This window comes from Stenotrophomonas sp. CCNWLW57, assembly GCF_037203925.1.
Classification (GTDB): Bacteria; Pseudomonadota; Gammaproteobacteria; order Xanthomonadales; family Xanthomonadaceae; genus Stenotrophomonas; species Stenotrophomonas rhizophila_A.
Genome location: NZ_JBBCBJ010000001.1, coordinates 555,645 through 577,532 on the forward strand (window position 1 = coordinate 555,645; position 21,888 = coordinate 577,532).

Here is a 21,888-nt window from a genome sequence, read left to right on the forward strand (position 1 = left end):
CATCAGCCCCTGCCTCATCACGGAGATGAAAACAGGGATATGCGAAGCTATGGGCGTTAGCACGCACCCCTTGGGGGGATTGAACGAATGTCGTCCTGGAATTTGAAACAAAACGCCTTGGATCTCAACAGCTGTGCCAGAGAACCGATACGTACTCCAGGCGCCATCCAACCCTACGGTTTGATCCTCGTCCTCGACCCCAGCACGCTGACCGTGAAAGAACGCGCCGTGGCACGCGCGGATGTGATCGAGACGCTGGGCGACCCATTGGGTCAAAGCATCGACACGCTGCTCGGCGGTGCCCTGGCGAGCTGCCGCCCGGCCCTGGAATCACTTGCAACCGGCGCGACACAGTTCCTTGGCGCGCATCCGGTTGGCGGCCATGGGGGACATCACACCCTGGCCCACCGGCTCGCCGACGATCTGATCGTGGAGCTGGAAGCGCCCGTGCCGGGCGAACCCGGTTCGCTGGAAGACCTGTATCCGGCCATCCGCGCGTTCATGGGCGAGATCGAGCGGGTACCCGGCACCCGCGAACTGTGCGAGCTGGCTGCGGTGCAGATCCGCCAGCTCACGGGCTTCGACCGCACCCTGGTCTACCAGTTCGACAAGGAGTGGAATGGCGCGGTGGTGGCCGAGGACGGCAATGGCGTGCTGCCGAGCTACCTTGACCTGCGCTTTCCCGAGTCGGACATCCCCGCCCAGGCCCGTGAGCTGTACCGGCAGAACCGGGTACGGCTGATCGCCGACAGCGATTACCAACCGGTGCCGCTGGTCCGCACGGCCGACACCGCCGCCGCGCCGCCGACCGACCTGAGCCCGGCCATGCTGCGCAGTGTCTCGCCGGTGCACCTGCAGTACATGCGCAACATGGGCACCGGCGCCTCCATGTCGGTCTCGTTGCTCCGCGAAGGCGAACTGTGGGGATTGATTTCGTGCCACAACGAAGCGCCCAAGCGGGTGCCGTACCACGTGCGCACCGCCTGCGAGTTCATCGGGCAGATCCTGTCCCTGCAGATTTCGTTGAAGGAGCGGGCTGCGGTGGTGGAAGAGCGCATCGCGCGGCGCGCCATCCAGGTGCGCCTGCTCGGACGCATGGCCGGCGACCAGGATTTCATGGCGGCACTGGGCCGGGACCAGCAGAACCTGCTGGCGCTGACACAGTCCGCTGGCGCCGCGATCGTGCACCGCGGCCAATGCATCCTGCATGGTGACTGCCCACGCCAGGAGCAGGTGATGCAGCTGGTGCAGTGGTTGACCGTCCAGCAGCACGAAGGCGACCTGATCTGCACCGACCGCCTGCCGCTGGAATGGGACGCCGCCGATGCGTTCGCGGACGTGGCCAGCGGCGTGCTCGCCATCTCCATTTCGCAGATCCACGACAGCTTCGTGCTGTGGTTCCGGCCGGAGGTGGTGCGCACCGTGCGCTGGGGCGGCGATCCGCGCAAGGAGGATACCGGCCTGCCGCTTTCGCCGCGCACGTCGTTCGAAGGCTGGAAGGAAACCGTACGCAGGCAGTCGTTGCCCTGGAATGAGGTGGACCGCGATGCGGCGATGGAACTGCGCACCGCCATCGTCGACATCGTGCTGCGCAAGGCCGAAGAAATGGCCGCGCTCAACGAGCAGCTGCTGCGCAGCAACAAGGAACTTGAAGCGTTCTCCTATTCGGTCAGCCATGACCTGCGCGCACCGTTCCGCCACATCGTGGGTTACTCGGAACTGCTCTGGGCCGCAGCGGGCGAGAGATTAAACGATTCAGAAAAGAGATACCTCGATACCATCGTCGAGTCCGCACAATCTGCCGGAACACTGGTGGACGACCTGCTCAGTTTCTCGCAGATGGGCAGGTCCACGATGGGTCAGATCTCGATGGACATGACGGCGCTGGTACAGGATGTACGACACAAACTGGACATGGAGTACGCAGGCCGATCCATCACCTGGGTGGTGCCAAACCTGCCGCGCGTTCAGGCCGACCCCGGCATGCTGCGGCTGGTCTGGCAGAACCTGCTGTCCAATGCGATCAAGTTCACCCGCGACACCGCCCACCCCGCCATCGAAGTGGGCCATTACCGCACCGACACCGAACACGTGTTCTTCGTCCAGGACAATGGCTGCGGTTTCGACATGCGCTACGTGGACAAGCTGTTCGGCGTGTTCCAGCGCCTGCATCATTCCGACGAGTACGAAGGCACCGGCATCGGCCTGGCCAACGTAAACCGCATCATCACCCGCCACGGCGGCAGAACGTGGGCCGAAGGCCAGTTGGGAGTGGGCGCCAAATTCTTCTTTACCATTCCCTTTGTTACTGGAGACAAAGTATGAGAGACCTGCGGCCGATTCTGCTCGTGGAAGACAACATGAAAGATGCGGAGCTGACGCTGGCTGCCCTTGAGCGCTGCCAGCTGATGAACGAAGTCACCCATGTGCGGGACGGTGTGGAAGCGCTGCAGTACCTGCGCAGCGAAGGCCCCTACGAAGGCGCGCTGCATGGCGGCCCGGTGGTGGTGCTGCTGGACCTGAAACTGCCCAAACTCAACGGACTGGAAGTGCTGAAGGAAATCCGCACCGACGCGGCGATCAGCACCACCCCGGTGGTGATGCTGACCTCTTCGCGCGAAGAGCAGGATCTGATCCGCAGCTACGAGCTGGGCGTGAACGCCTTCGTGGTCAAGCCGGTGAACTTCAAGGAGTTCCTCGAAGCGATCCAGGGTCTGGGCATGTTCTGGGGCATCACCAACCAGCCGCCGCCGCACGGCACGCTCTTCGGCGCCAAGAGCCGCAAAGATGGCTGAGGATGTGCCCGCGACACCGATCCGCATCCTGATGGTGGAGGACAGCGCGCTGGATGCGGAATTGATAACGCTCCAGCTGCGCCGCGCCGGCCTGCCGTTCACCGTTGAGCGCACCTGGTCCGACCAGGGCATGCGTGATGCGCTGGCGGCACACGACTTCGATGTGATCCTGGCCGACCATGTGCTCCCCGGCTTCAGCGGCGACCTGGCGCTGGAGCTTGCCGGCGCGCTGACACCGGAGGTGCCCTTCATCTTCGTCTCCGGCACCCTCAGCGAAGAACTGGCCGTTGAAGCATTGAAGCGCGGCGCCCGCGATTACGTGGTCAAGTCGCGGCTGCAACGCCTGCCCGACGCGATCCTGCGCGCGATCAACGAAGCCCAGGAGCGGCGCCGGCTGCTGCAGGTCGAAAACGAGCTGCGCGAAAGCCATCAGCGCCTGCGCCTGATCACCGATTCATTGCCTGCCCTGATCGCCTACCTCGACCGCGACCATCATTACCGCTTTGCCAACCAGGCCTATATGGAATGGCATGGCCTGGACCCTGAAGCCATGGTGGGCAGGCATGCCCGCGAGATGGTGGGTGAGGAGGGATTCGCCGCCCTGCAGGAACAACTGGACAAGGTGCTGCGGGGCGAGCGGGTCAGCTTCGAGACCCTTGCCCATCGCCGCGTTGGCCCCCCGCGCCATGCGCAGGTGGACTTCGTGCCCGAACTGGGCCCCGAAGGTGCGGTGCTGGGCTACTACGCCATGGCGCGCGATATCGGGGAGCTCAAGCAGGTCCAGGCGCTGCTGACAGCCAGCAATGAATCGCTGGAACGCCAGGTCAGCGAACGCACCTCTGCCCTGCACCGCAGCGAAAGCCGCCTGCAGGCGCTGTTCGAATCCAGCTTCCAGCACCAGAACCTGCTGACCCTGGATGGGCACATCATCGACACCAACTCCGCCTCGCTGGCCGCGATCCTGGCCACCAAGGAGGATGTCCGCGGCGCGCTGTACTGCGAATCGGCCTGGTTCGCCAGTACCGAAGGCGTGCCGGCCATCGTCTGCCAGGCCGTGCTGGAGGCGGCCGCAGGCAATGCGTCGCGGCATGAGCTGGACCTGCTGCTTCCCACCGGCAAACGCACCTTCGAGTTCTCGTTCCGCCCGTTGCTCGACCATCAGGGCACGATCACCGCCGTGGTTTCCGAGGCGGTGGAAACCACCGCGCGCCGCCAAGCCGAGGAAGCACTGCGGCAGAGCCAGAAGATCGAAGCCGTGGGCCAGCTCACCGGCGGCATCGCACATGACTTCAACAACATCCTGACCGTGATCGCCGGCAACGTGGAGTACGCCAAGCTGCTCACCGAGCGTCTGGGCGATGTGGCGGACGGCTCCACGCGCGCACTGGACAACGCCCTGAAGGGCGTGATGCGCGCGGCCAATGTCACCCAGCGGCTGCTTGCGTTCTCGCGCCGGCAACCCCTGCGCAGCCTGCCGGTCGACCTCAATGCACAACTGCGCGACATGGAAGACATGCTGCACCGTTCGCTGGGCGAACTGGTGCAGCTGGAAATCGTGCACCACCCGGACATCTGGTGCGTGGAAGTGGACCCCAGCCAGCTGGAGGCATCCGTGCTCAACCTGGCGGTCAACGCCCGCGATGCCATGCCGGAAGGCGGCCGCTTGGTGATCGAAGTGGACAACGCCCACCTGGACAATGACTTCACGGCGCAGAACCCCGACGTTCCGCCGGGCCATTACGCAATGCTGCGGGTCAAGGACACCGGCCACGGCATGTCCGCCGAGACGCTGACCCGCGTGTTCGAACCGTTCTTCACCACCAAGGAAGTTGGGCGCGGCACTGGCCTGGGCCTGTCCATGGTGTACGGCTTCGTCAAGCAGTCCGGCGGCCACGTGCTGGTGGATTCCGCGCCCGGTGCCGGCACGTCGATCACCCTGCTGTTCCCGCGTTCGGCAGCCGAGCTGCCGCAGGCCGGCCAGACCGAGCACCGAGGCCTGGGCGGTTACGAGATGCAGGAGGAGGCCACGGTGCTGGTCGCCGAGGACAACGACGACGTGCGCGCGTATACCGTGGACACGCTGCGGCAGCTGGGTTACCGCGTGCTTGAAGCACACGACGGCGCCTCGGCCATGCGCCTGCTCGAGCGCACCGACGTCGACGTGGACCTGTTGTTCTCGGACATCGTGATGCCCGGCATGTCCGGTTGGGAACTGGCCAAACGCGCGCTGGCGCACAAACCGGCGCTGCGGGTGCTGTTCACCTCCGGCTACCCGCGCGACATCGACGCCAGCGGCGCGGTGGGTCGCAACATCGCGATACTGGGCAAACCGTTCACCCGCAGCGACCTGGCGCGCTCGATCCGCGGATCGCTGCAGGATGAATGACACGAGACCGTTCCCATGACGCCGCTCGACAAACCCCTGCGCCGCGAAGTCCAGATTGGCGATGAGTCCTACACCCTGACCCTCGACCCCGAGGGTCTGAAGCTGGTGCGCAAAGGCCACCGCAAGGGGCTGGATCTGCGCTGGGTGGACCTGGTCAGCGGCGATGCGGCCCTCGCGGCCGCGTTGCAGGCATCGCTGGAAGCGCCCTGATTCCAGCGGGCTGACAGGCCAGATCTGTCCAGATTCGCGGCACCGATCTCACTTCAGATGAGATCCAAATCACACTTTTCTCCGCTTTTCCGCATTCAACGGGGGCGGATGCGGGCCCCTTTGGCCTCACGTCTCTTGAACGAATGAGGTCAAAACGAAAGATACGTTGCAGTATTGTTTACGTTCTGTTAAGTATTTGTGCAGCGCACCAGGTCCGCTGGCACGCAAGGAGAACCACCGGATGAGCACGTAACGAGAACGACCCAACCACAACCAGACTGCAGGGTGCATGCATGAACGACCGCATTGGCAAGTGTGTTCACGCTCCGAAAGCAATTTCGCCATTGGCATCTTCAGTAAAGGCGGCACTCGCTGCCGCACTGCTGCTCACCAGTTCCGCCGCGGTGGCACAGAACAGCGACAATGCTTCGACCAACCCGGAAACCGCGACCCTCGATACGGTTTCAGTACTGGGCAGCCGCACCAAGCCCCGCACCGTTTCCTCGTCCGCAGTACCCATCGACATCATCAGCGGCGAAGAATTCCGCAACCAGGGCGCCACCGATGCGCTCGACCAGCTCAAAGTGCTGGTCCCCTCGTTCAACGTCAGCACCATTCCCATCGATGACGCGGCCAGTCTGATCCGCCCGGCCAACCTGCGTGGCCTGCCGCCGGACAACACCCTGCTGCTGGTCAACGGCAAGCGCTTCCACCGCGCGGCGGTCATCACCTTCCTGGGCCACGGCCTGTCCGACGGCGCACAGGGCCCGGACCTTTCCGTGTTTCCCTCGCTCGCCCTCGAACAGGTGGACGTGCTGCGCGACGGCGCCGCCGCCCAGTACGGTTCGGATGCCATTGCCGGCGTGATCAACTTCGGCCTGAAGAAGCTGCGCGAAGGCGGCACGGCCGAAGTGTTCACCGGCCAGTACTACAAGGGCGACGGACTCACCACCCAGTACTCGGCGCAGATCGGCCTGCCACTCACCGAGCGCGGCTTTGCCACGCTGACCGCCGAGTGGCGCAAGGTCGACGACACCTCGCGGAGCGTGCAGCGCGATGATGCCGCCGCGGCCATCGCCGCCGGCTACCCGGGCGTGGGCGAGCCGGCGCAGATCTGGGGCTCGCCGAAGGTCGACGACGACCTCAAGCTGGTCGCCAACCTGGGCCTGAGTACCGACAGCGTGGACTTCTACCTGTTCGGCAACTACGCCAAGCGCGACGTGGATGGCGGCTTCTACTTCCGCGATCCCACCGCACGCTCGGGCGTGTACTCCAACGACGGCGGCGACACGCTGCTGGTCGGCAACCTCACCGGTGCAGGCGCCTGCCCGACCATCGCGCTGCGCGACGGCGGTGGCAACCTGCTGCCGTACAGCACGGTGAGCGGTGCTGTCGCCGCGCTGCCGGCCAACTGCTACACCTTCCTGTCCAGCCTGCCGGGCGGCTTCACCCCGCGCTTCGGCGGCAAGCTGGAAGACAGCTCCGTGTACGCCGGCGCCAAGGGCAACTGGGGCGAGTGGTACTGGGACGTGAGCGGTTCGTGGGGCCGCAACGATATCGAGTTCATCATCTACAACACCGTCAATGCCTCGCTCGGCCCGGACCAGCCGGCCGGCCTGTACTTCCGTCCCGGCGGCAACACGCAGACCGAAAAGAGCGCCAACATCGACGTGAGCCGCGATATCGCCACCAGCTTCACCAGCCAACCGCTGCGCCTGGCCATGGGTGCCGAGTGGCGCGAAGAGAGCTTCGAGATCAGCCCCGGCGATGGTCCGTCCACCGCGATCGGTCCGCTGACCGAACAGGGCTTCGCGCTGGGCTCCAACGGCTTCAACGGGTTCAGCACGCGTACCGCCGGCACCTTCGACCGCCGCAACTGGGCCGCGTATGCAGACCTGGAAGCGCAGGTCACCGAGCGCCTGCTGCTGGCCGGTGCGCTGCGCTTTGAAGATTTCGACTCGTTCGGCAGCACCACCAACGGCAAGGTCACCGCGCGCTTTGACTTCAACGAGCACTTCGCGTTGCGCGGCGCGTACAACACCGGTTTCCGTGCGCCCACGCCGGGCCAGGCCAACATCAGCCAGATCAGCACCGTGTTCGGCGGCACCGCACTGGAAGACATCGCCACCCTGCCGCCGACCAATCCCATCGCCCAGCTCAAGGGCGCCCAGCCGCTGACCCCGGAAGAATCGAAGAACGTTTCGCTGGGTGCGGTGTGGACCGAAGGCGATTGGCTGATCACCCTGGACGGTTACCAGATCAAGGTCGAAGACCGCATCGCGCTGAGCACCAGCTTCGCGGTGACCCCGGAAGAACGTGCGGCGCTGGTGGCCGGCGGCAACCCGGAAGCGGCCTCGATTTCGCAGGTGACTTACTTCGGCAATGCGTTTGATACCACCACCACCGGTGTCGACCTGGTCACCAGCTTCAAGAGCACCCACTTCGGCGGCGACACCACGTACTCGCTGGCCGCCAACTGGAACCGGACCGAGGTCGACCGCTTCGACCCGGACTTCATCGACGAAGCGCGCGTGTACAAGCTGGAGAAGTCGCTGCCCAAGACCAAGGGCTACTTCAGCATTCATCACCAGCGCCAGATCTTCAACGCCAACCTGCGCTTCAACTACTACAGTTCGTGGTATGAGGATCACCTGGACAGCGGCGTGATCTCCGCAGCGGACGGCGGCCTGCCGATCTACGGCGGCAGCGCCTTGATCGTGGATGCCGAAGTGGGCTGGAAGTTCGATTCGGGCCTGTACTTCAGCCTGGGCGCGCAGAACCTGTTCGACCGCACCCCGGCCAAGAACCCGTGGTCCGGCGTTGCAGGTGCGGAGTACCCGGTGCATTCACCGTACGGCTTCAACGGCGGCTTCTACTACGCGCGGGTGGGCTGGAAGTTCTGACAGGGCTGAGACTGGCATGGGGTGCCAGCACAGGCACCCCATGTTCAGACGTACTACGCCTTTGCGCCACCGCTGCCTTTATGCGCAATCACCCAGTCTTTCAGCACTGCGTCGATCCTGGTCTGCCAGCCCGCGCCAGTTCCCCGGAATGCTTCGAGTACCTCCGCTGAGAGCCGGATCGTTATCCGCTCTTTGGTCTCCATGGCCTTGGGGCGGCCACGCAACGATTTTTGCAACGGCTCCGGCAGGTCATCCAACGTCACTGCGCGCTTGAAGTCAGCATCCGACCACTCCGGATTTTCGGAGTCAGGCATTTCGGCGTTTCTGTGCTTGTTCATAGCGTCTGACCTCTCGCTGGTTGGCTTTGCGGAAGCTGATGACTCGAATCCCGTCGCACGTTCTGGTAAAGACCAACGCATGTAGGCGCTCACCCACCCATCCAAACCCGAGATAGCGAATCTCTCCGTAGTCCTGTCTGTCATCGACAACGAACAGCGCCGTCTCGAAATCGAATGCCCGTACCAACTCGAAGGACAGGCCGCGCTCCTCGATATTTCGATTGCTTTTCGCGGCATCGTAAGTGATGGATGGCGCATTTATTGTATGCACAATAATTACCGAGCGCAAGTCTGGAGGTAGGCTTCTCGAGGCAGCGTCAACTGCGCTCAGCCTAGGAACAAAGAAAGCCACCCCGCCGTTGCTGGCGGGGTGGTTGCGCGTTCGGTAATCACGTGCGCTTGCGTGAATCAGGCTGCGAGCAGGGTGTCCTGTTCGTTCTGATCGTAGTAATCAGCATTGGCGATTACAGTTTTTGCGCCGATTACGTCGGTCGCCTCTCGGGCTGTCCACATTGACTGCTCGCCACGTCGAAACCAGTGCAGCCCCTTCAGCTGGGCACCAAGGCTGGTGCACATGTGGTGGAGCTGGCGGGAATCGAACCCGCGTCCGCAACGCATCCTCTCTGCTTCATACAGCCATAACCCGTTGCCAACGACTGCATTCGGGGTTTCTCGCCACACACGGCGAAGAAGCATTGAACCGCCATGGGAGGCAAGCGGCTTTCAGGATTCGCTCATTTCCCAAGCTGCCTGAGCTTTCGCAGGAAGTACCGCGCCGGCAGATGCCGAAGCCAGCGCGGCTGCAGCCAATACAGACGCGGTGCCCAACGACGAAAGCGCTGCCAGCGCTTCTCGTCTGCCGGCGTCCATGGCAATGCGAACATCTGTCTCAGGTGCGGTGGCAACATCGCCCGCGTCACGAACGCCTGCAGCGGCAGCGCTGGGCGCAGGTACCACGGGGCTCCGTTTTCCAGCACGGCATGCAGATAGGCGCGCACTTCCTCGTCCACGCGCAGCTCCAGCTGACGGCTCTCCCACCACGCATCGAAGGCATCGGCCGTGGGCGGCCACTGCTCGTCTGCCACCTGCAGCGTGCGACCGAAGGCCCACGCCTCTTGATACAACGGTTCGCGGCTGCTTTCGGGCACCGGGCCAACGAACAGTTCGTACATCTCCAGCCCGCCGCGGTAGAGCGTTGCCGCGACCCACAACTGCAGGTCGCGATCGAATGCGCTGTAGCCCTCGCCCTGCACGGGCACATGCGCGCGATTGACATGGCGGGCGATGGTGGCCCGGTCCTCGTCCGTACCCAGCGACACCGCGTAGATGTAGCTCATGGTGGCCCGCAGCCTTGAGAACGGCCGTCTCAATGTCTGACTGTGGCGGGCCACGCCGCGCCCCACGCCGGGGTCGGCAAGCTGCCACGCGACCGCCGCGCCTGCACCGAAGAAGATGTAGGACTCGATGTTGATATCGGCCAGGCGGACAGGTGGGGGATTGGGCATGGGCCCAGTCTAGACACACGCGTGTGGGTTCGCCGTCACCCGTAACGCGCCGGCATTGCTGCGTGATCGGCAACAGTGTGAGCCCCTGCGCGGATCTACTGGCCGCGCGCGCCCTTCCCTAGGCTGATTCCGCACGGCGCCCCTGCCGTGGATCCCGCCAAGGAGATTTCCTCATGTTCACCCTGGAAAACACCGTAGCCCCGCCCCCGCCCGCGCTCGACGAACTGGTTCCCTCACGGTACGCGCTCAAGGTGGGCGATATCGACGTGCTGGTGGTCAGCGATGGCGTGCTGCCGTTGCCCACCCAGATGCTCGGCCACAACGTCTCCGCCGCCGAGCGCGCGCCGTGGTTCAAAGAGATGTACCTGCCGCCGGATGCGCTGGACTGGGCGTTGAACGTGATGGTGGTGCGCAGCGGGGACCGCAACATCCTGATCGACGCCGGCCTGGGCATGGACCCCGACCTGAACCTGCCGCGCGCCGGCCAGCTGATCCGCCGCCTGGGCGCTTCAGGTATCAACCTTAACGAGATCACCGACGTGGTGATCACCCACCTGCACATGGACCACATCGGTGGCCTGCTGGTGGATGGCGTAAAGGAACAACTGCACCCGGAGCTGCGCATCCACGTGGCCGCCGCCGAAGTGGACTTCTGGAAGGCGCCCGACTTCAGCCGCACCAACATGCCGCCGGGCTTCCCGGATGCGCTGCGCGCCACCGCTACCCACTTCCTGGCCGAGTACGGCAGCTATGTGCGCACCTTTGACGAGGTGCACGAGATTGCGCCGGGCGTCACCGCGCACCGCACCGGCGGCCACACGCCCGGCCACAGCGTGGTGCGCCTGAACTCGAATGGCGAGGCCCTGACCTTTGCTGGTGACGCCATCTTCGCAGTGGGCTTCGAGCAGCCGAACTGGCACAACGGGTTCGAACACGATCCAGAAGGCGCCGCGCAGGTGCGCATCACCCTGCTCAACGAGCTGGCCGGTACCGGCGAGATGCTGGTGGCCACCCACCTGCCGTTCCCGTCGGTCGGCCGCGTCTCGGCCGATGGCGACGTCTACCGCTGGGTGCCGGTGTTCTGGGACTTCTGAGTTCGTTGACGCTTTGTACTCTCGGTCAAATTTCAGGGACTTTCAGCCATCTCTAGTCCAGCCGAGGGGTCCAATGTAGCGCCTGTCGCATCCCCTTCCCTCTGCAGGAGACCACCCGATGAACACGCTTACCCGAACCCTGGCCACCACCGCCTTGGCCATTGCTGTCCAGGCCGGTACCGCCGCGCAGGCCGCTGCACCGGTGAACCCCGCCGCTGTCACCGCCATTGCCCACACCCCCAGCACCATCACCACGGCCGATGGCGTGCAGCTGTATTACAAGGACTGGGGCCCGAAGGATGGCCCGGTGGTGACCTTCAGCCACGGCTGGCCGCTGGATTCGGACAGCTGGGATGCACAGATGATGTTCCTGGCCAACCACGGCTACCGCGTGGTCGCGCATGATCGCCGCGGCCATGGCCGCTCAAGCCAGCCGTGGGAAGGCAACGACATGGACCACTACGCCGACGACCTGGCCACGGTGATCAACACGCTCGACCTGAAAGACATCACGGTGGTCGGCTTTTCGACCGGTGGCGGCGAAGTGGCGCGTTACATCGGCCGACATGGCACCGGCCGGGTCAAAAAAGCCGTATTGATCAGCGCGGTGCCGCCCTTCATGCTCAAGACCGCCGACAACCCCGGCGGCGTACCGGTCGAGGTCTTTGACGGCCTGCGCAAGGGCCAGCTTGAAAACCGCGCGCAGTTGTTCAGCGACGTGGCAAGCGGTCCGTTCTATGGCTACAACCGTCCCGGCGCCAAGCCCAGCCAGGCGCTGATCGACTCCTGGCGGGCGCAGGGCATGCTGGGCGGAATCAAGAACACCTACGACTCGGTCGCCGCGTTCTCGGCCACCGACTTCCGCGAGGACCTGAAGCGGTTCAACGTCCCGACGCTGATCATCCACGGCGACGACGACCAGGTCGTGCCGATCGATGTCGGCGGCCGCATGTCGGCCAAGCAGATCAAAGGCGCCAAGCTGATCGTGTACCCGGGCGCGCCGCACGGGCTGACCGAGACCCACAAGGACAAGGTCAACCAGGACCTGCTGGCGTTCCTGCAGCAGAAGTAATGTCGCGTTCGGCCAATGGCCGCCGTGTTGCGCGAGGCGCCGGATGAAGCTCCGGCGCCTTCTTTTTGCCTACGCAAACGCAGGGTAAGCGCTTATGGCGATGCTTGCGCGCTCTTCCCAGAGTGACCGACAGAAATCAAGGCGATACCTTGCGCTGCCTGGCATGCACCAGGCTCAGCGCCGAGTAGGCAATCCGGATGTTGCGTTCACTGGAGGCTTCTGCCTCGCCGCTTCTTCCTTCAGCACTTCCTCGTAAAACGCCCGCTCGCGGGCTGCGGCGGCGGCTTGATCGCGCGCATCCTCCTCGCGGTTGAGGCGATCAATCTCCTTGTACTCGGCCCATGTCTCCGGCGATAGGGTTTCGAGGCGGTTGTCTGCGCGCAGCTGCAGCGACGCGGCAGGCGCCGTAGCCACGGCGAAGTTATCCATCAGCCACTGCTGCCGTAGTTGCGGTGACGCATTCACCAGGTCGGGTTCGGCATAGGTGTCCATCGGCAATATCTGCTCGGCCAGCGTCTGCTGGGAAGAAATGCGTACCAGCCTTACGACCAGGCGCTCCTGCTCTCGGTCCTTCTGGTACACCGCGACGACATCGCCCTGGATCCAGAGCACGTACCAGTACCCTGCGATAGGGTAGACATGGAAGGGCGTGTGGCGGACCAACAGCAGATTGCTGCCCTCATCGTAAAACGCCGACCATCCCGGCGGCGCCGGGTCGGGCGCGCAGTCGATGCTGCTTTTCATGATCTTCTGAAGATGCACCTCACCGCCACTGGCAGAAAGCCGCGTCATCCAGCAGCGCGCACCGGTGTCGTTGTGCGATGCCAGCAGGATGGAGGATGCATCCAGCACGACCACGTCGCTGTGCACGACCGTATCCTTCAGTGCGTCCGGGTCCTGCAGCAACGCTGCGAATCCAGCGTCGGACAGCTTCTCGCCATCCACGTACAGGTCATAGCGGGTGTACTTCCGGTATTCGCTGACATTGATGTCCAGCGTGCTCTGCGTCACCGCCACGACCTTCAGCGGATCGGCGGATAACACGGTCTCGCGGCTGGTCCTTCCGCACGCTCCCAGGATCAGCGGCGCGGCAACGAGAAGGATGGCCATGCGCGACAACGCGCTGATGCTTGCGCTCATGGAACTCCGGGGGGCTGGGAAGGCGAGGCATGATCGTCACCGCCAAGGTCGCGGTCGAGCAGGCAATCGATGAAGGCGCGCAGCGCAGGACGCAGGTAGCGCCTGCTGGAATAGTAAAGATACAGGCCCGGCACCGTGGGCGACCAGTCGGCCAGCACGCGCCGCAGCCGTCCATCGCGCAGGGCCTCGGCGATGCCGTCGTCATTGTAGGCGTACAGGATACCCAGCCCCTGCAGGGCAGCGGGCACCACGATGTCCTGGTGGTTGGAGATCAGCGGGCCCTCGCCGACGTACTCGGCGCGCCTGCCCCGCTTGATGAATTCCCATCCCGCCACTTTTCCGCTGCCCGGGAAACGCCAGTTGATGCAGGCGTGGTTGCCGAGGTCATCCGGTGTCCTGGGCTCACCAGACCTGGCGAGGTAGTCGGGCGACGCCACCGCCAGCAGTTCGATGTCCGGCGTGAGCCGTACCGCCACCATATCCTTCTGCAGGCGTCCACCCACCCGGATCCCGGCGTCGAAACCCTCTCCGGCGATATCGGCCAAGCCATCGTCGATCACGATGTCCAGCACCACCTCCGGATGCGCCTGCGCAAACCGGCCCAGGCGCGGGGCAATCACCTTCTTCGCCGCCATGCTCAGCGTATTGATGCGCAGCGTGCCCGCCGCGCGCGCGTTCGCACCGACCGCTTCTGCCACGGCCTGGTCCATGTCGCGCAGCATCGGCGCTATGCGCTCATGCAGCCGGCGCCCGGCTTCGGTGGGCGACACGCTGCGGGTGGTCCGGTTCAACAGGCGAACGCCCAGGCGGGATTCGAGCTGGCGGATGACCTGGCTCAGGGCAGACCTGGACAGGCCCAGGTGATCGGCCGCCCGGGCAAAGCTGGTGCGATCCACCACCGCCACGAAGGCCTTCAGTTCCGCGAATTCAGCGCCGCGCATTGTGCACTGTTCCCTACATGGTCTGATCCGATCATAGGCGATTCTCTTACCCTCCAGATCGGCTCACGCTTGCTCCACCTCGAACCCACTGGAGCACTGCCATGAAAGACCTGAACCTGCCCGAGCCGATAGCCGCCTACTTCCATGCCGACAGCCAGGGCGCCGCGGCCGTGGCCCGCTGCTTCACCCGCGATGGGGTGGTGCAGGACGAGGGCCGTACCCATGCCGGGCCTGCGGCGATCGCGGCGTGGAAGACCGATGCCTCCGCCCGCTACAGCTACACCGCCACGCCGCACGCGTTGGAGCAGCATGGCCGCAGCTACCTGGTCACCAGCACTGTGGCCGGCAATTTCCCCGGCAGCCCGCTGGACCTGCGCTACGCCTTCACCCTGGAGCGCGGAAAGATCGCCCGGCTGGAGATCGGGGCATGAACTTCGATCTGGAACTGACCGGGAAGCGCGTGCTGGTGACCGGCGGCACCCGCGGGCTGGGCGCGGCGGTGGTCGAGCTGCTGGCGGGGCTGGGCGCACGCGTCGTGGCAACAGCGCGTACCTTGCCGCACGCGCCCATCGAGGGTGTGCATTACATGGAAGCAGATCTCGCCAGCGCTGAAGGCGCCCGCCAGGCCGGCGAGGCAACGCTGCATCACCTCGGCGGCATCGACGTGCTGATCAACGCGGTGGGCGGCTCATCGGCACCTGCCGGCGGGTTCGCCGCGCTGGACGATGCCGAATGGGCCAACGCGCTGGACCTCAATTTGATGTCTTCCGTGCGGCTGGATCGTGCACTGCTGCCGGCGATGATCGCGCAGGGATCCGGCGTGATCCTGCACGTCACCTCGATCCAGCGCACCCTGCCGCTGCCCGAGGCGACCACCGCCTATGCCGCCGCGAAGGCCGCCTTGTCCACCTACAGCAAGGCACTGTCCAAGGAAGTCACGCCGAAGGGCGTGCGGGTGGTGCGGGTCGCGCCGGGCTGGATTGAAACCGAAGCTTCCGTCGCCTTCGTCGAACGTATCGCGGCCGAAGCACAGACCGATTACGAAGGCGGCAGGAAACGGGTCATGGACGGCCTGGGCGGCATCCCACTGGGGCGACCGGCGCAGCCGCGCGAAGTGGCCGACCTCATCGCGTTCCTGGTCTCGCCGCGTGCGGCTTCGATTTCGGGCACAGAGTACACCATCGACGGCGGGACGGTGCCTACGGTGTGAGGGACGCAGGTCCGGGGCGATTTGGACGCCGGATCAAGTTATCAGGACTTTATGCGACCGATCGTGCGCGTGTGGCCGGCAAAGTAGCCCTGCCGGCCAGCGCCGCAATCCCACCGTCCCGAGGAGTCGTCCATGTTCAAGCTCATCCCTGCAGTGTTCGCGGTCGCCCTGGCGGCCGCCCTCTCCCCCGCCCAGGCCAGCGACGCCGTTCGCGACCAACCGGTGCACAACGTCGTGCTGGTGCATGGCGCCTTCGCCGATGGCAGCGGCTGGCGCGGGGTGTACGACGACCTGACCGCGCGTGGCTACCACGTGTCGATCGTGCAGAACCCGCTGACCTCGCTCGCTGACGACGTGAAGGCCACCCAGCGCGTGCTGGATCGTCAGGATGGGCCGGCCATCCTGGTCGGGCATTCGTGGGGCGGCACCGTGATTACCGAAGCGGGTGTGCACGACAACGTTGCCGGGCTGGTCTACGTCTCGGCGCTGGCGCCGGATGCGGGCGAGACTACGGCGCAGCTGTACACCGGTTTTGCGCCCACGCCTGAGTTCGTGATCGAAACAGGAAGCGACGGTTTTGGCTTCATCAAGCCCGACAAGTTCAAGGCAGGCTTTGCGCATGACACCACCGATGCGGACGCGGCATTCCTGCGCGATTCGCAGGTGCCGATCAACATGTCGGCGTTTGGCACTAAAGTGACGCATGCGGCCTGGCACACCAAGCCGAGCTGGGCGGTGATCGCCACTGAAGACAAGGCGTTTGATCAGGCGATGCTGATCCACATGGCCGAACGCATCAACGCGCAGATCACCAAAGTGCCTGCGAGCCATGCCGTCTTCATGACCCAGCCCAAGGTGGTGGCCGATACGATTGATCGTGCGGCCAAAGAGGTCGGCAAGAAGTACAAGTAGGGCGCTTGCGGTCAACGGTCGCGAGGTACCGGGTGCGCCGGACCGTTGGTCCGGCGTTTGCCTGCGATGCTGATGCGCCCGCATGGCCTTGCTATCAAGTTGCTATAAAACTTAGTAAGACTTTATAGGTCGTTGATACGTCGCACCTATCGTTTAAGCCAACTTGATTGAAAATTCGGATTGGACCGGCGTTAGCGCTGCTTCTGCCCGCCGTCCCGCCGGAACAGTTCCCACTCGTCGATCCGTTTGCCGTCCGGCAAGTGGCAGATGCCCCGCTCATTGCCATCCCGGTCCTTCTCGATCATGACCTTGCCACCGCGTTTCACGCAGTACTCGGACGCCGGGTTGGCCATGCCAACAGGAACGCCATTCTCGCGCGCCTCCTGATTCTGCTGGGAACACCCCGCTGCTCCGGCGACCGCGATGGCAGCAGCGAGCACGGCAACATTGATGCGACGCATGAGCCATCTCCAGTACTGCCCTATTGGCTCAGGCAGTGTGGAACCGGAGTTGTGAACGTTCTGTAGCAGCAACACCGGTAGCGCCGGACCGTTGGTCCGGCGACTCTCCACCCAGCCCGCGACAACAACATGCGCGGGCCGCATTTCCATCATCCGCGCCCCCCCTGGGCAGGCACGGACACCTGCAAGGCCCTAGTGCACCGCCGCAGCCGCCTTGGTGGCCTCCGTAACAGCCGCAGGCGTAAGCGGCGAGTTGTAGACATCCACAACGGAGATCAACGCCAGCAGGTTCCTGATGGTCAGGTCTTCCACGGTTCCCGGGCAGTGCTCCAGGATGTCGATGAGTGCCAGCAGTTCGACGATACGCAGATCATAGATGCGCAGCAGCTCGCGGATGACCCGGAACAGATCCGTCCTGGATACATCGTCCACGCCGATCAACCGGTTGACCAAGGTGCCCGGTGCGTGAGGGTGTGCGCTGCGGGTAGAGTGAATGGCACCAATGACATCGCTGAGCGTAAGCGCCTCGAACGGCGTGTCGTTGGCAGTCAGATGTTCTTCGAACGTAAGCCAGGTGGAGCTCCCCCACTCCAGCGTATCGGCGATTTGGCCGAAGTAGTGGGTGAAGTCAACGGATGTGCGCGTGGGCGCGGTGAGATTTTCGGATGACATGGCGGGATTCCTCAGTTGAGTTGAGATCCAGCGCCCTGCAACGGGCTGGGCGCTGATGCGCCTTGCTCTTCGGGCTGCAAATCCCGGTCACCGATTTTGCGGTGACGATGCCATGCTGACGCTGGGAGACAGCCGAGTCAACGCGCTGCGCCTCAAACTGTGCGCGGCGCATCAACGGCAGGCTGGAAGCGTGCTCTGCATTCCGTAGTCGATGGTCTTTTGCGACGCACTGGTCGACGCGATCAGTGAAGGGCAGCCGCCTTAGCAAACGCGGTAATGGCGCGAATGTTGTCCGCACGCTCCACCTCTACACCCGCCTTTCTCAGATCACCTTCGATCTCATCGATGGCTCCCAAGATGCGCTGGTCATTACCGTCGGGCCGCTGGACAGCAACCAGCATATCGGGCGGCAAAAGATTGTGCTTCTTGAGACGCTGGATGCGGTCGACAAGACGACCACCGGTATCGAAGACTCTGCTGGCTTCATCCTTTGCGAGGTCGAGGGGCTTGATCGCAAGGTGCACATTCTCGCCACGCTTGTGAGCAAACGGGACGTTCAGGTGCAGATCTTCGTTGCCGATCACTGCTTCGTTGAAATACATCCGAAGGTTCGCTTTGCGCAGCAGCTCGCGAACGCCTCGCTCGACCAACTTGTCGTGATAATCCTTGTTTGCGAAATCACGCTCAACCATCCTGGCGAACAACTGGCCGAGCATTGCATCAGGGTCCTCTGCCATCACGACCCGAGTTTCACCGAATCGCAGCAAAGTCTCACGTGGATGCACCAATCCGATGAACAGTTGGCGCACAGCTTCCTTATTGCCTATGGCGACATTGGCAGCCAGTGCGCGGAGGCGCTCAAGCTCCTCCCCCATGTAGGTCAGAGCGTCGCGATATATCTTCAGATCCAACTGCTCAAAGAAGCCGCGGATGCGCCCGGTTTTTCGGGTGGGAACCAGGCGGAAGTCAAAGTAGCCCGTCGCCGGACAGGCCAGCACCACGCCGACATTGGCAAACTCGCCCGTTTCCGCGTAAGGCAGAAAGCGAATGATTGCGTACTGGCAGGGAACAGGATTCATCAGGCTCGGAGCCATGGAGTCATCCTCCAGAAGTCCTCATGGGAGTATCTATTCAACAGGGCAAGAACAGCATCTGGATCGAAATTGGTGGGTACGGTCTGCTCTTCATCCACGAACTGCCACTCTTGAGGGACATTCTTGCAGGCATCGGCCCAAACCGCCAGCGCCCGACCGCACAGTTCGCGTAGACGCTGAGGTTCTATAAGATCTTGATTCAAAAGATCTATCTGGCCTGCAAAGACATGGGTCACACTGAACGTAGCAGGGTCAAAGTCCGGATCGAAGGCTAAGTTCTGATCAATGACGACCAGCTTGCGCGCCTCGGTACTCCACAGCAAATTGGGGTTCCCGCTGTAGGCCGTAAGGGTGCGGTCTCCATTGTTGATCCACCAGTCGAAAGCCAGCACATCGCGCTGCAGACAGTCATCCACCTGATGCAAGTGGGAAATGCTGAACTCCTGCACGTGTTCTACCTTCCGCGAGGCAAACAGAGGCATAGACCCCAGGTCTCGGCCTTCCGGGTGCAGTTCCAGAAGCTCGGGGGCTGCCTGTGCGATCGTGAATTCCGGAATCGGCAGACCGAAAGCTTTAGCGAGATTGCCGCCAAGCCATTCGCAGATCAGGCTGCGCTGGCTTGCCGCGCGCCCTTTGACGAAGTAAAGGTTGCCGTCATCGCAGCGGCAGTGAAACGGGCGCGTCATGCCCTGCTCACTTCGGCCCTGGATCTCAACTACGGTGAGGGGTCTGATCATTGCGGCAGCTTACCCGGCCAATACCTGGTCAACATCGCTATCAGCGCTCGGATGTGGTGGGCCCACCAGGATTCGAACCTGGAACCAAAGGATTATGAGTCCTCTGCTCTAACCGTTGAGCTATAGGCCCTTCGCGGCTGCACAGTGTAGTGGAGGCGAAGCGGGGGTTGCTACTGGGGACGGGCTGAAGCAGGGCGTGCTATGCCCCACTCCAGTGCCTTTCGCGGGCGTTCGGGCCCGTGTCACGCTTGAGGTAGCCAGTGCTACATGGCGCCACTGGCCTGATCAGCGCGGCAAGGCGCCGGGGTGGGCAAGAGCGATCTTCGGTTGGGGCCATGCGTTACCGTACCGATTGGCGAGGTCGGCGGTCGTTTGGGAACCGACCCTACCCGCCCCCAGCATCATGTGTGCCAGCGTCCGGCGCGATGCGGCGGAGCCCGATCCGTCCGTCGCTGGCGGCAACCCATGAAAAAACCCCGCCGAAGCGGGGTTTTTTCATTTACGCGACTGCCTGGCAATCAATCGATGTCCAGGAAGCTGCGCAGCTGCTCGGAGCGGCTCGGGTGGCGCAGCTTGCGCAGCGCCTTGGCTTCGATCTGGCGGATGCGCTCGCGGGTGACGTCGAACTGCTTGCCCACTTCCTCGAGGGTGTGGTCGGTGTTCATGTCGATGCCGAAGCGCATGCGCAGCACCTTGGCTTCCCTCGGGGTGAGGCCAGCCAGCACGTCACGCACGGTTTCCGACAGGTTGATGTTGGTGGTGTTCTCGATCGGGGACTCCACGTTGGTGTCCTCGATGAAGTCGCCCAGATGGGAATCCTCGTCGTCGCCGATCGGGGTTTCCATCGAGATCGGCTCCTTGGCGATCTTCATCACCTTGCGGATCTTGTCTTCCGGCATGTCCATTTCCTTGGCCAGCTCCTCCGGCGTGGCCTCGCGGCCGTACTGCTGGAGCATCTGGCGGGAAATGCGGTTCAACTTGTTGATCGTTTCGATCATGTGCACCGGAATACGGATGGTGCGCGCCTGGTCGGCGATCGAACGGGTGATGGCCTGGCGGATCCACCAGGTCGCATACGTGGAGAACTTGTAGCCGCGGCGGTATTCGAACTTGTCCACGGCCTTCATCAGGCCGATGTTGCCTTCCTGGATCAGGTCGAGGAACTGCAGGCCGCGGTTGGTGTACTTCTTGGCGATGGAGATCACCAGGCGCAGGTTGGCTTCGACCATTTCCTTCTTGGCCTTGCGCGCCTTGGCTTCGCCGTAGGCCATGGCCCGGCTGATTTCCTTCAGCTCTTCCAGCTCCAGCGAGGTGTTCTTCTCGATGTCGATGGTGGCCTGCTGTTCGGCAATGATCTGGTCCTTGACGTCACGCAGGGCCGAGGACCACTTCTGCTTGCGCTTGAGTGCGTCTTCCACCCATTCCAGGTTGGTCTGGTTGCCTTCCCAGGAACGGATGAAGTCCTTGCGCGGCATGCGGGCGGTGACCGTGGCCAGGTTCAGCACGCGGCGCTCGTGGCCCTTGATGTCGGCCATCACGTCGCGCAGCTGCTTGACCAGCACGTCGGTCAGCGGCAACGGCAGCTTCAGGGTGACGAACACGGCGGCCATGTCGTCGCGCAGCTTGGTCAGCGGCTTGCGGTCGGCCTTGGTCGCCGCCTTCTTGAAGGCAGCGTAGGCAGCAGCCAGCTCGGCCATGCGGCGGGCGACTTCTTCCGGGTCCGGACCGGTCGGGCCGGCTTCTTCTTCGACGTCGTCGCCGTCTTCTTCGTCTTCGTCGGCGTCCGCATCGGCGTCGTCGCTGGTGTCTTCAGCCACGACCGGGGCCGGGACTTCTTCCACGAGGTCGTTGAAGCCGACGATCACTTCGGCCAGGCGCTTCTTGCCTTCCTTGTGCGCTTCGTAATCGGCCAGCAGCGATTCCACCGACACCGGGAAGGTGCCGAGTGCAGCCTGGACCTGGCCCAGGCCTTCTTCGATGCGCTTGGCGATGGCGATTTCGCCTTCGCGGGTCAGCAGCTCCACGGTACCCATTTCGCGCATGTACATGCGCACCGGGTCGGTGGTGCGGCCACCTTCGGTGTCGAGTGCGCTCAGTGCGGCGGCAGCTTCTTCGGCCGCGGTGTCATCGACTTCGCGGTTACCGGTGTTGCCGTCGTTGAGCAGCAGGGTTTCGGCATCGGGCGCAACTTCATGGACATCAATGCCCATGCCGTTGATCATGCCGATGATGTCTTCGATCTGCTCCGGGTCGACAATGTCGTCGGGCAGGTGGTCATTGACTTCGGCGTAGGTCAGGTAGCCCTGTTCCAGGCCCTTGCTGATCAGAAGCTTGATGTCGTTTTGCTGGGCAGGACGTTCGTTGGCCATGTAGTGCTCGCGCCACCGGCAGGGATAGGGAATAGAACCTAGCATTATA

At 63.6% G+C, this 21,888-nt stretch carries 20 protein-coding genes and 1 tRNA gene; 10 read left to right on the forward strand and 11 right to left on the reverse strand.

Annotated elements, in window-relative coordinates:
* Nucleotides 1-87: 87 nt before the first annotated feature.
* The 5 genes from V9K91_RS02470 to V9K91_RS02490 all read left to right on the forward strand — a co-directional run bounded on the left by V9K91_RS02470 (nucleotide 88) and on the right by V9K91_RS02490 (nucleotide 8,294).
* Nucleotides 88-2,325, forward strand: coding sequence for an ATP-binding protein (locus V9K91_RS02470; RefSeq protein WP_336442621.1), 2,238 nt, complete (start codon nucleotides 88-90; stop codon nucleotides 2,323-2,325).
* Nucleotides 2,322-2,795 carry a response regulator gene (locus tag V9K91_RS02475; RefSeq protein WP_093534696.1) on the forward strand — a complete coding sequence of 158 codons (474 nt, stop codon included), beginning with the start codon at nucleotides 2,322-2,324 and terminating at the stop codon, nucleotides 2,793-2,795. The genes V9K91_RS02470 and V9K91_RS02475 overlap by 4 nt, the downstream gene beginning before the upstream one ends.
* Nucleotides 2,788-5,181: a PAS domain-containing protein gene (locus tag V9K91_RS02480; protein ID WP_336442622.1), complete on the forward strand. Its 2,394-nt coding sequence runs from the start codon at nucleotides 2,788-2,790 to the stop codon at nucleotides 5,179-5,181. Before V9K91_RS02475 ends, V9K91_RS02480 begins: the two co-directional genes overlap by 8 nt.
* Nucleotides 5,182-5,196: 15 nt before the next feature.
* The gene (locus tag V9K91_RS02485) at nucleotides 5,197-5,391 is read left to right on the forward strand and encodes a hypothetical protein (protein WP_093534700.1); all 195 of its coding nucleotides are present in this window, start codon (nucleotides 5,197-5,199) and stop codon (nucleotides 5,389-5,391) included.
* A 344-nt stretch (nucleotides 5,392-5,735) separates the two neighbouring features.
* Nucleotides 5,736-8,294, forward strand: coding sequence for a TonB-dependent receptor (locus V9K91_RS02490; protein ID WP_237334282.1), 2,559 nt, complete (start codon nucleotides 5,736-5,738; stop codon nucleotides 8,292-8,294).
* 53 nt (nucleotides 8,295-8,347) lie between these two features.
* Here V9K91_RS02490 and V9K91_RS02495 read toward each other — a convergent pair whose 3' ends face one another.
* From V9K91_RS02495 to V9K91_RS02505, 3 genes are all read right to left on the reverse strand, one after another.
* Nucleotides 8,348-8,608: a BrnA antitoxin family protein gene (locus tag V9K91_RS02495; RefSeq protein WP_217977531.1), complete on the reverse strand. Its 261-nt coding sequence runs from the start codon at nucleotides 8,606-8,608 to the stop codon at nucleotides 8,348-8,350.
* Entirely contained in the window at nucleotides 8,601-8,921 is a 321-nt protein-coding gene (locus tag V9K91_RS02500; RefSeq protein WP_306987461.1) for a BrnT family toxin, read from the reverse strand. The genes V9K91_RS02495 and V9K91_RS02500 overlap by 8 nt, the downstream gene beginning before the upstream one ends.
* A gap of 445 nt (nucleotides 8,922-9,366) precedes the next feature.
* Entirely contained in the window at nucleotides 9,367-10,137 is a 771-nt protein-coding gene (locus tag V9K91_RS02505) for an oxygenase MpaB family protein (protein WP_095363027.1), read from the reverse strand.
* Between the two features lie 173 nt (nucleotides 10,138-10,310).
* On the opposite strand from V9K91_RS02505, the gene V9K91_RS02510 reads away from it, so the two are divergent.
* Nucleotides 10,311-11,231 (forward strand): MBL fold metallo-hydrolase, encoded by a 921-nt coding sequence (locus V9K91_RS02510; protein WP_336442623.1) that lies wholly within the window; start codon nucleotides 10,311-10,313, stop codon nucleotides 11,229-11,231.
* 118 nt (nucleotides 11,232-11,349) lie between these two features.
* Entirely contained in the window at nucleotides 11,350-12,303 is a 954-nt protein-coding gene (locus tag V9K91_RS02515; protein ID WP_095363029.1) for an alpha/beta hydrolase, read from the forward strand.
* Between the two features lie 174 nt (nucleotides 12,304-12,477).
* Here the strand turns inward: V9K91_RS02515 and V9K91_RS02520 are convergent, their stop codons facing one another.
* Both V9K91_RS02520 and V9K91_RS02525 read right to left on the reverse strand, forming a co-directional pair.
* Nucleotides 12,478-13,443: a hypothetical protein gene (locus V9K91_RS02520; protein ID WP_336442624.1), complete on the reverse strand. Its 966-nt coding sequence runs from the start codon at nucleotides 13,441-13,443 to the stop codon at nucleotides 12,478-12,480.
* Complete coding sequence (locus V9K91_RS02525; RefSeq protein WP_336442625.1) at nucleotides 13,440-14,384, reverse strand: LysR family transcriptional regulator; 945 nt, start codon at nucleotides 14,382-14,384, stop codon at nucleotides 13,440-13,442. Before V9K91_RS02525 ends, V9K91_RS02520 begins: the two co-directional genes overlap by 4 nt.
* 101 nt (nucleotides 14,385-14,485) lie before the next feature.
* Between V9K91_RS02525 and V9K91_RS02530 the strand changes: the two genes are divergently transcribed.
* The 3 genes from V9K91_RS02530 to V9K91_RS02540 all read left to right on the forward strand — a co-directional run bounded on the left by V9K91_RS02530 (nucleotide 14,486) and on the right by V9K91_RS02540 (nucleotide 16,506).
* Nucleotides 14,486-14,815 carry a nuclear transport factor 2 family protein gene (locus V9K91_RS02530; protein WP_336442626.1) on the forward strand — a complete coding sequence of 110 codons (330 nt, stop codon included), beginning with the start codon at nucleotides 14,486-14,488 and terminating at the stop codon, nucleotides 14,813-14,815.
* Entirely contained in the window at nucleotides 14,812-15,594 is a 783-nt protein-coding gene (locus V9K91_RS02535) for an SDR family oxidoreductase (RefSeq protein WP_336442627.1), read from the forward strand. The genes V9K91_RS02530 and V9K91_RS02535 overlap by 4 nt, the downstream gene beginning before the upstream one ends.
* A 132-nt stretch (nucleotides 15,595-15,726) precedes the next feature.
* Nucleotides 15,727-16,506, forward strand: coding sequence for an alpha/beta hydrolase (locus V9K91_RS02540; protein ID WP_336442628.1), 780 nt, complete (start codon nucleotides 15,727-15,729; stop codon nucleotides 16,504-16,506).
* A 191-nt stretch (nucleotides 16,507-16,697) separates the two neighbouring features.
* Here the strand turns inward: V9K91_RS02540 and V9K91_RS02545 are convergent, their stop codons facing one another.
* The 6 genes from V9K91_RS02545 to rpoD all read right to left on the reverse strand — a co-directional run bounded on the left by V9K91_RS02545 (nucleotide 16,698) and on the right by rpoD (nucleotide 21,839).
* Nucleotides 16,698-16,967 (reverse strand): DUF333 domain-containing protein, encoded by a 270-nt coding sequence (locus V9K91_RS02545; protein WP_095363109.1) that lies wholly within the window; start codon nucleotides 16,965-16,967, stop codon nucleotides 16,698-16,700.
* A gap of 192 nt (nucleotides 16,968-17,159) precedes the next feature.
* A complete protein-coding gene (locus V9K91_RS02550) occupies nucleotides 17,160-17,639 on the reverse strand; it encodes a hypothetical protein (protein ID WP_176472595.1) in 480 nt (159 codons plus the stop codon).
* Between the two features lie 242 nt (nucleotides 17,640-17,881).
* Nucleotides 17,882-18,733, reverse strand: coding sequence for a DUF3037 domain-containing protein (locus tag V9K91_RS02555; RefSeq protein ID WP_093534722.1), 852 nt, complete (start codon nucleotides 18,731-18,733; stop codon nucleotides 17,882-17,884).
* Complete coding sequence (locus V9K91_RS02560) at nucleotides 18,718-19,470, reverse strand: HipA family kinase (protein ID WP_249833174.1); 753 nt, start codon at nucleotides 19,468-19,470, stop codon at nucleotides 18,718-18,720. The genes V9K91_RS02555 and V9K91_RS02560 overlap by 16 nt, the downstream gene beginning before the upstream one ends.
* Before the next feature lie 54 nt (nucleotides 19,471-19,524).
* Nucleotides 19,525-19,600 (reverse strand) — tRNA-Ile (locus V9K91_RS02565).
* 388 nt (nucleotides 19,601-19,988) lie between these two features.
* Nucleotides 19,989-21,839, reverse strand: a complete 1,851-nt coding sequence (gene rpoD / locus V9K91_RS02570; protein ID WP_068854157.1) for an RNA polymerase sigma factor RpoD — start codon at nucleotides 21,837-21,839, stop codon at nucleotides 19,989-19,991.
* Between the last annotated feature and the right edge of the window lie 49 nt (nucleotides 21,840-21,888).

Excerpts from the sequence above, each read along its gene's own strand:
- V9K91_RS02470 (WP_336442621.1), top strand. The coding sequence starts at position 88 with ATGTCGTCCTGGAATTTGAAACAAAACGCCTTGGATCTCAACAGCTGT.
- V9K91_RS02475 (WP_093534696.1), top strand. The coding sequence starts at position 2,322 with ATGAGAGACCTGCGGCCGATTCTGCTCGTGGAAGACAACATGAAAGAT.
- V9K91_RS02480 (WP_336442622.1), top strand. The coding sequence starts at position 2,788 with ATGGCTGAGGATGTGCCCGCGACACCGATCCGCATCCTGATGGTGGAG.
- V9K91_RS02485 (WP_093534700.1), top strand. The coding sequence starts at position 5,197 with ATGACGCCGCTCGACAAACCCCTGCGCCGCGAAGTCCAGATTGGCGAT.
- V9K91_RS02495 (WP_217977531.1), bottom strand. The coding sequence starts at position 8,608 with ATGCCTGACTCCGAAAATCCGGAGTGGTCGGATGCTGACTTCAAGCGC.
- V9K91_RS02505 (WP_095363027.1), bottom strand. The coding sequence starts at position 10,137 with ATGCCCAATCCCCCACCTGTCCGCCTGGCCGATATCAACATCGAGTCC.
- V9K91_RS02510 (WP_336442623.1), top strand. The coding sequence starts at position 10,311 with ATGTTCACCCTGGAAAACACCGTAGCCCCGCCCCCGCCCGCGCTCGAC.
- V9K91_RS02515 (WP_095363029.1), top strand. The coding sequence starts at position 11,350 with ATGAACACGCTTACCCGAACCCTGGCCACCACCGCCTTGGCCATTGCT.
- V9K91_RS02520 (WP_336442624.1), bottom strand. The coding sequence starts at position 13,443 with ATGAGCGCAAGCATCAGCGCGTTGTCGCGCATGGCCATCCTTCTCGTT.
- V9K91_RS02525 (WP_336442625.1), bottom strand. The coding sequence starts at position 14,384 with ATGCGCGGCGCTGAATTCGCGGAACTGAAGGCCTTCGTGGCGGTGGTG.
- V9K91_RS02530 (WP_336442626.1), top strand. The coding sequence starts at position 14,486 with ATGAAAGACCTGAACCTGCCCGAGCCGATAGCCGCCTACTTCCATGCC.
- V9K91_RS02535 (WP_336442627.1), top strand. The coding sequence starts at position 14,812 with ATGAACTTCGATCTGGAACTGACCGGGAAGCGCGTGCTGGTGACCGGC.
- V9K91_RS02540 (WP_336442628.1), top strand. The coding sequence starts at position 15,727 with ATGTTCAAGCTCATCCCTGCAGTGTTCGCGGTCGCCCTGGCGGCCGCC.
- V9K91_RS02545 (WP_095363109.1), bottom strand. The coding sequence starts at position 16,967 with ATGCGTCGCATCAATGTTGCCGTGCTCGCTGCTGCCATCGCGGTCGCC.
- V9K91_RS02550 (WP_176472595.1), bottom strand. The coding sequence starts at position 17,639 with ATGTCATCCGAAAATCTCACCGCGCCCACGCGCACATCCGTTGACTTC.
- V9K91_RS02555 (WP_093534722.1), bottom strand. The coding sequence starts at position 18,733 with ATGGCTCCGAGCCTGATGAATCCTGTTCCCTGCCAGTACGCAATCATT.
- V9K91_RS02560 (WP_249833174.1), bottom strand. The coding sequence starts at position 19,470 with ATGATCAGACCCCTCACCGTAGTTGAGATCCAGGGCCGAAGTGAGCAG.
- rpoD (WP_068854157.1), bottom strand. The coding sequence starts at position 21,839 with ATGGCCAACGAACGTCCTGCCCAGCAAAACGACATCAAGCTTCTGATC.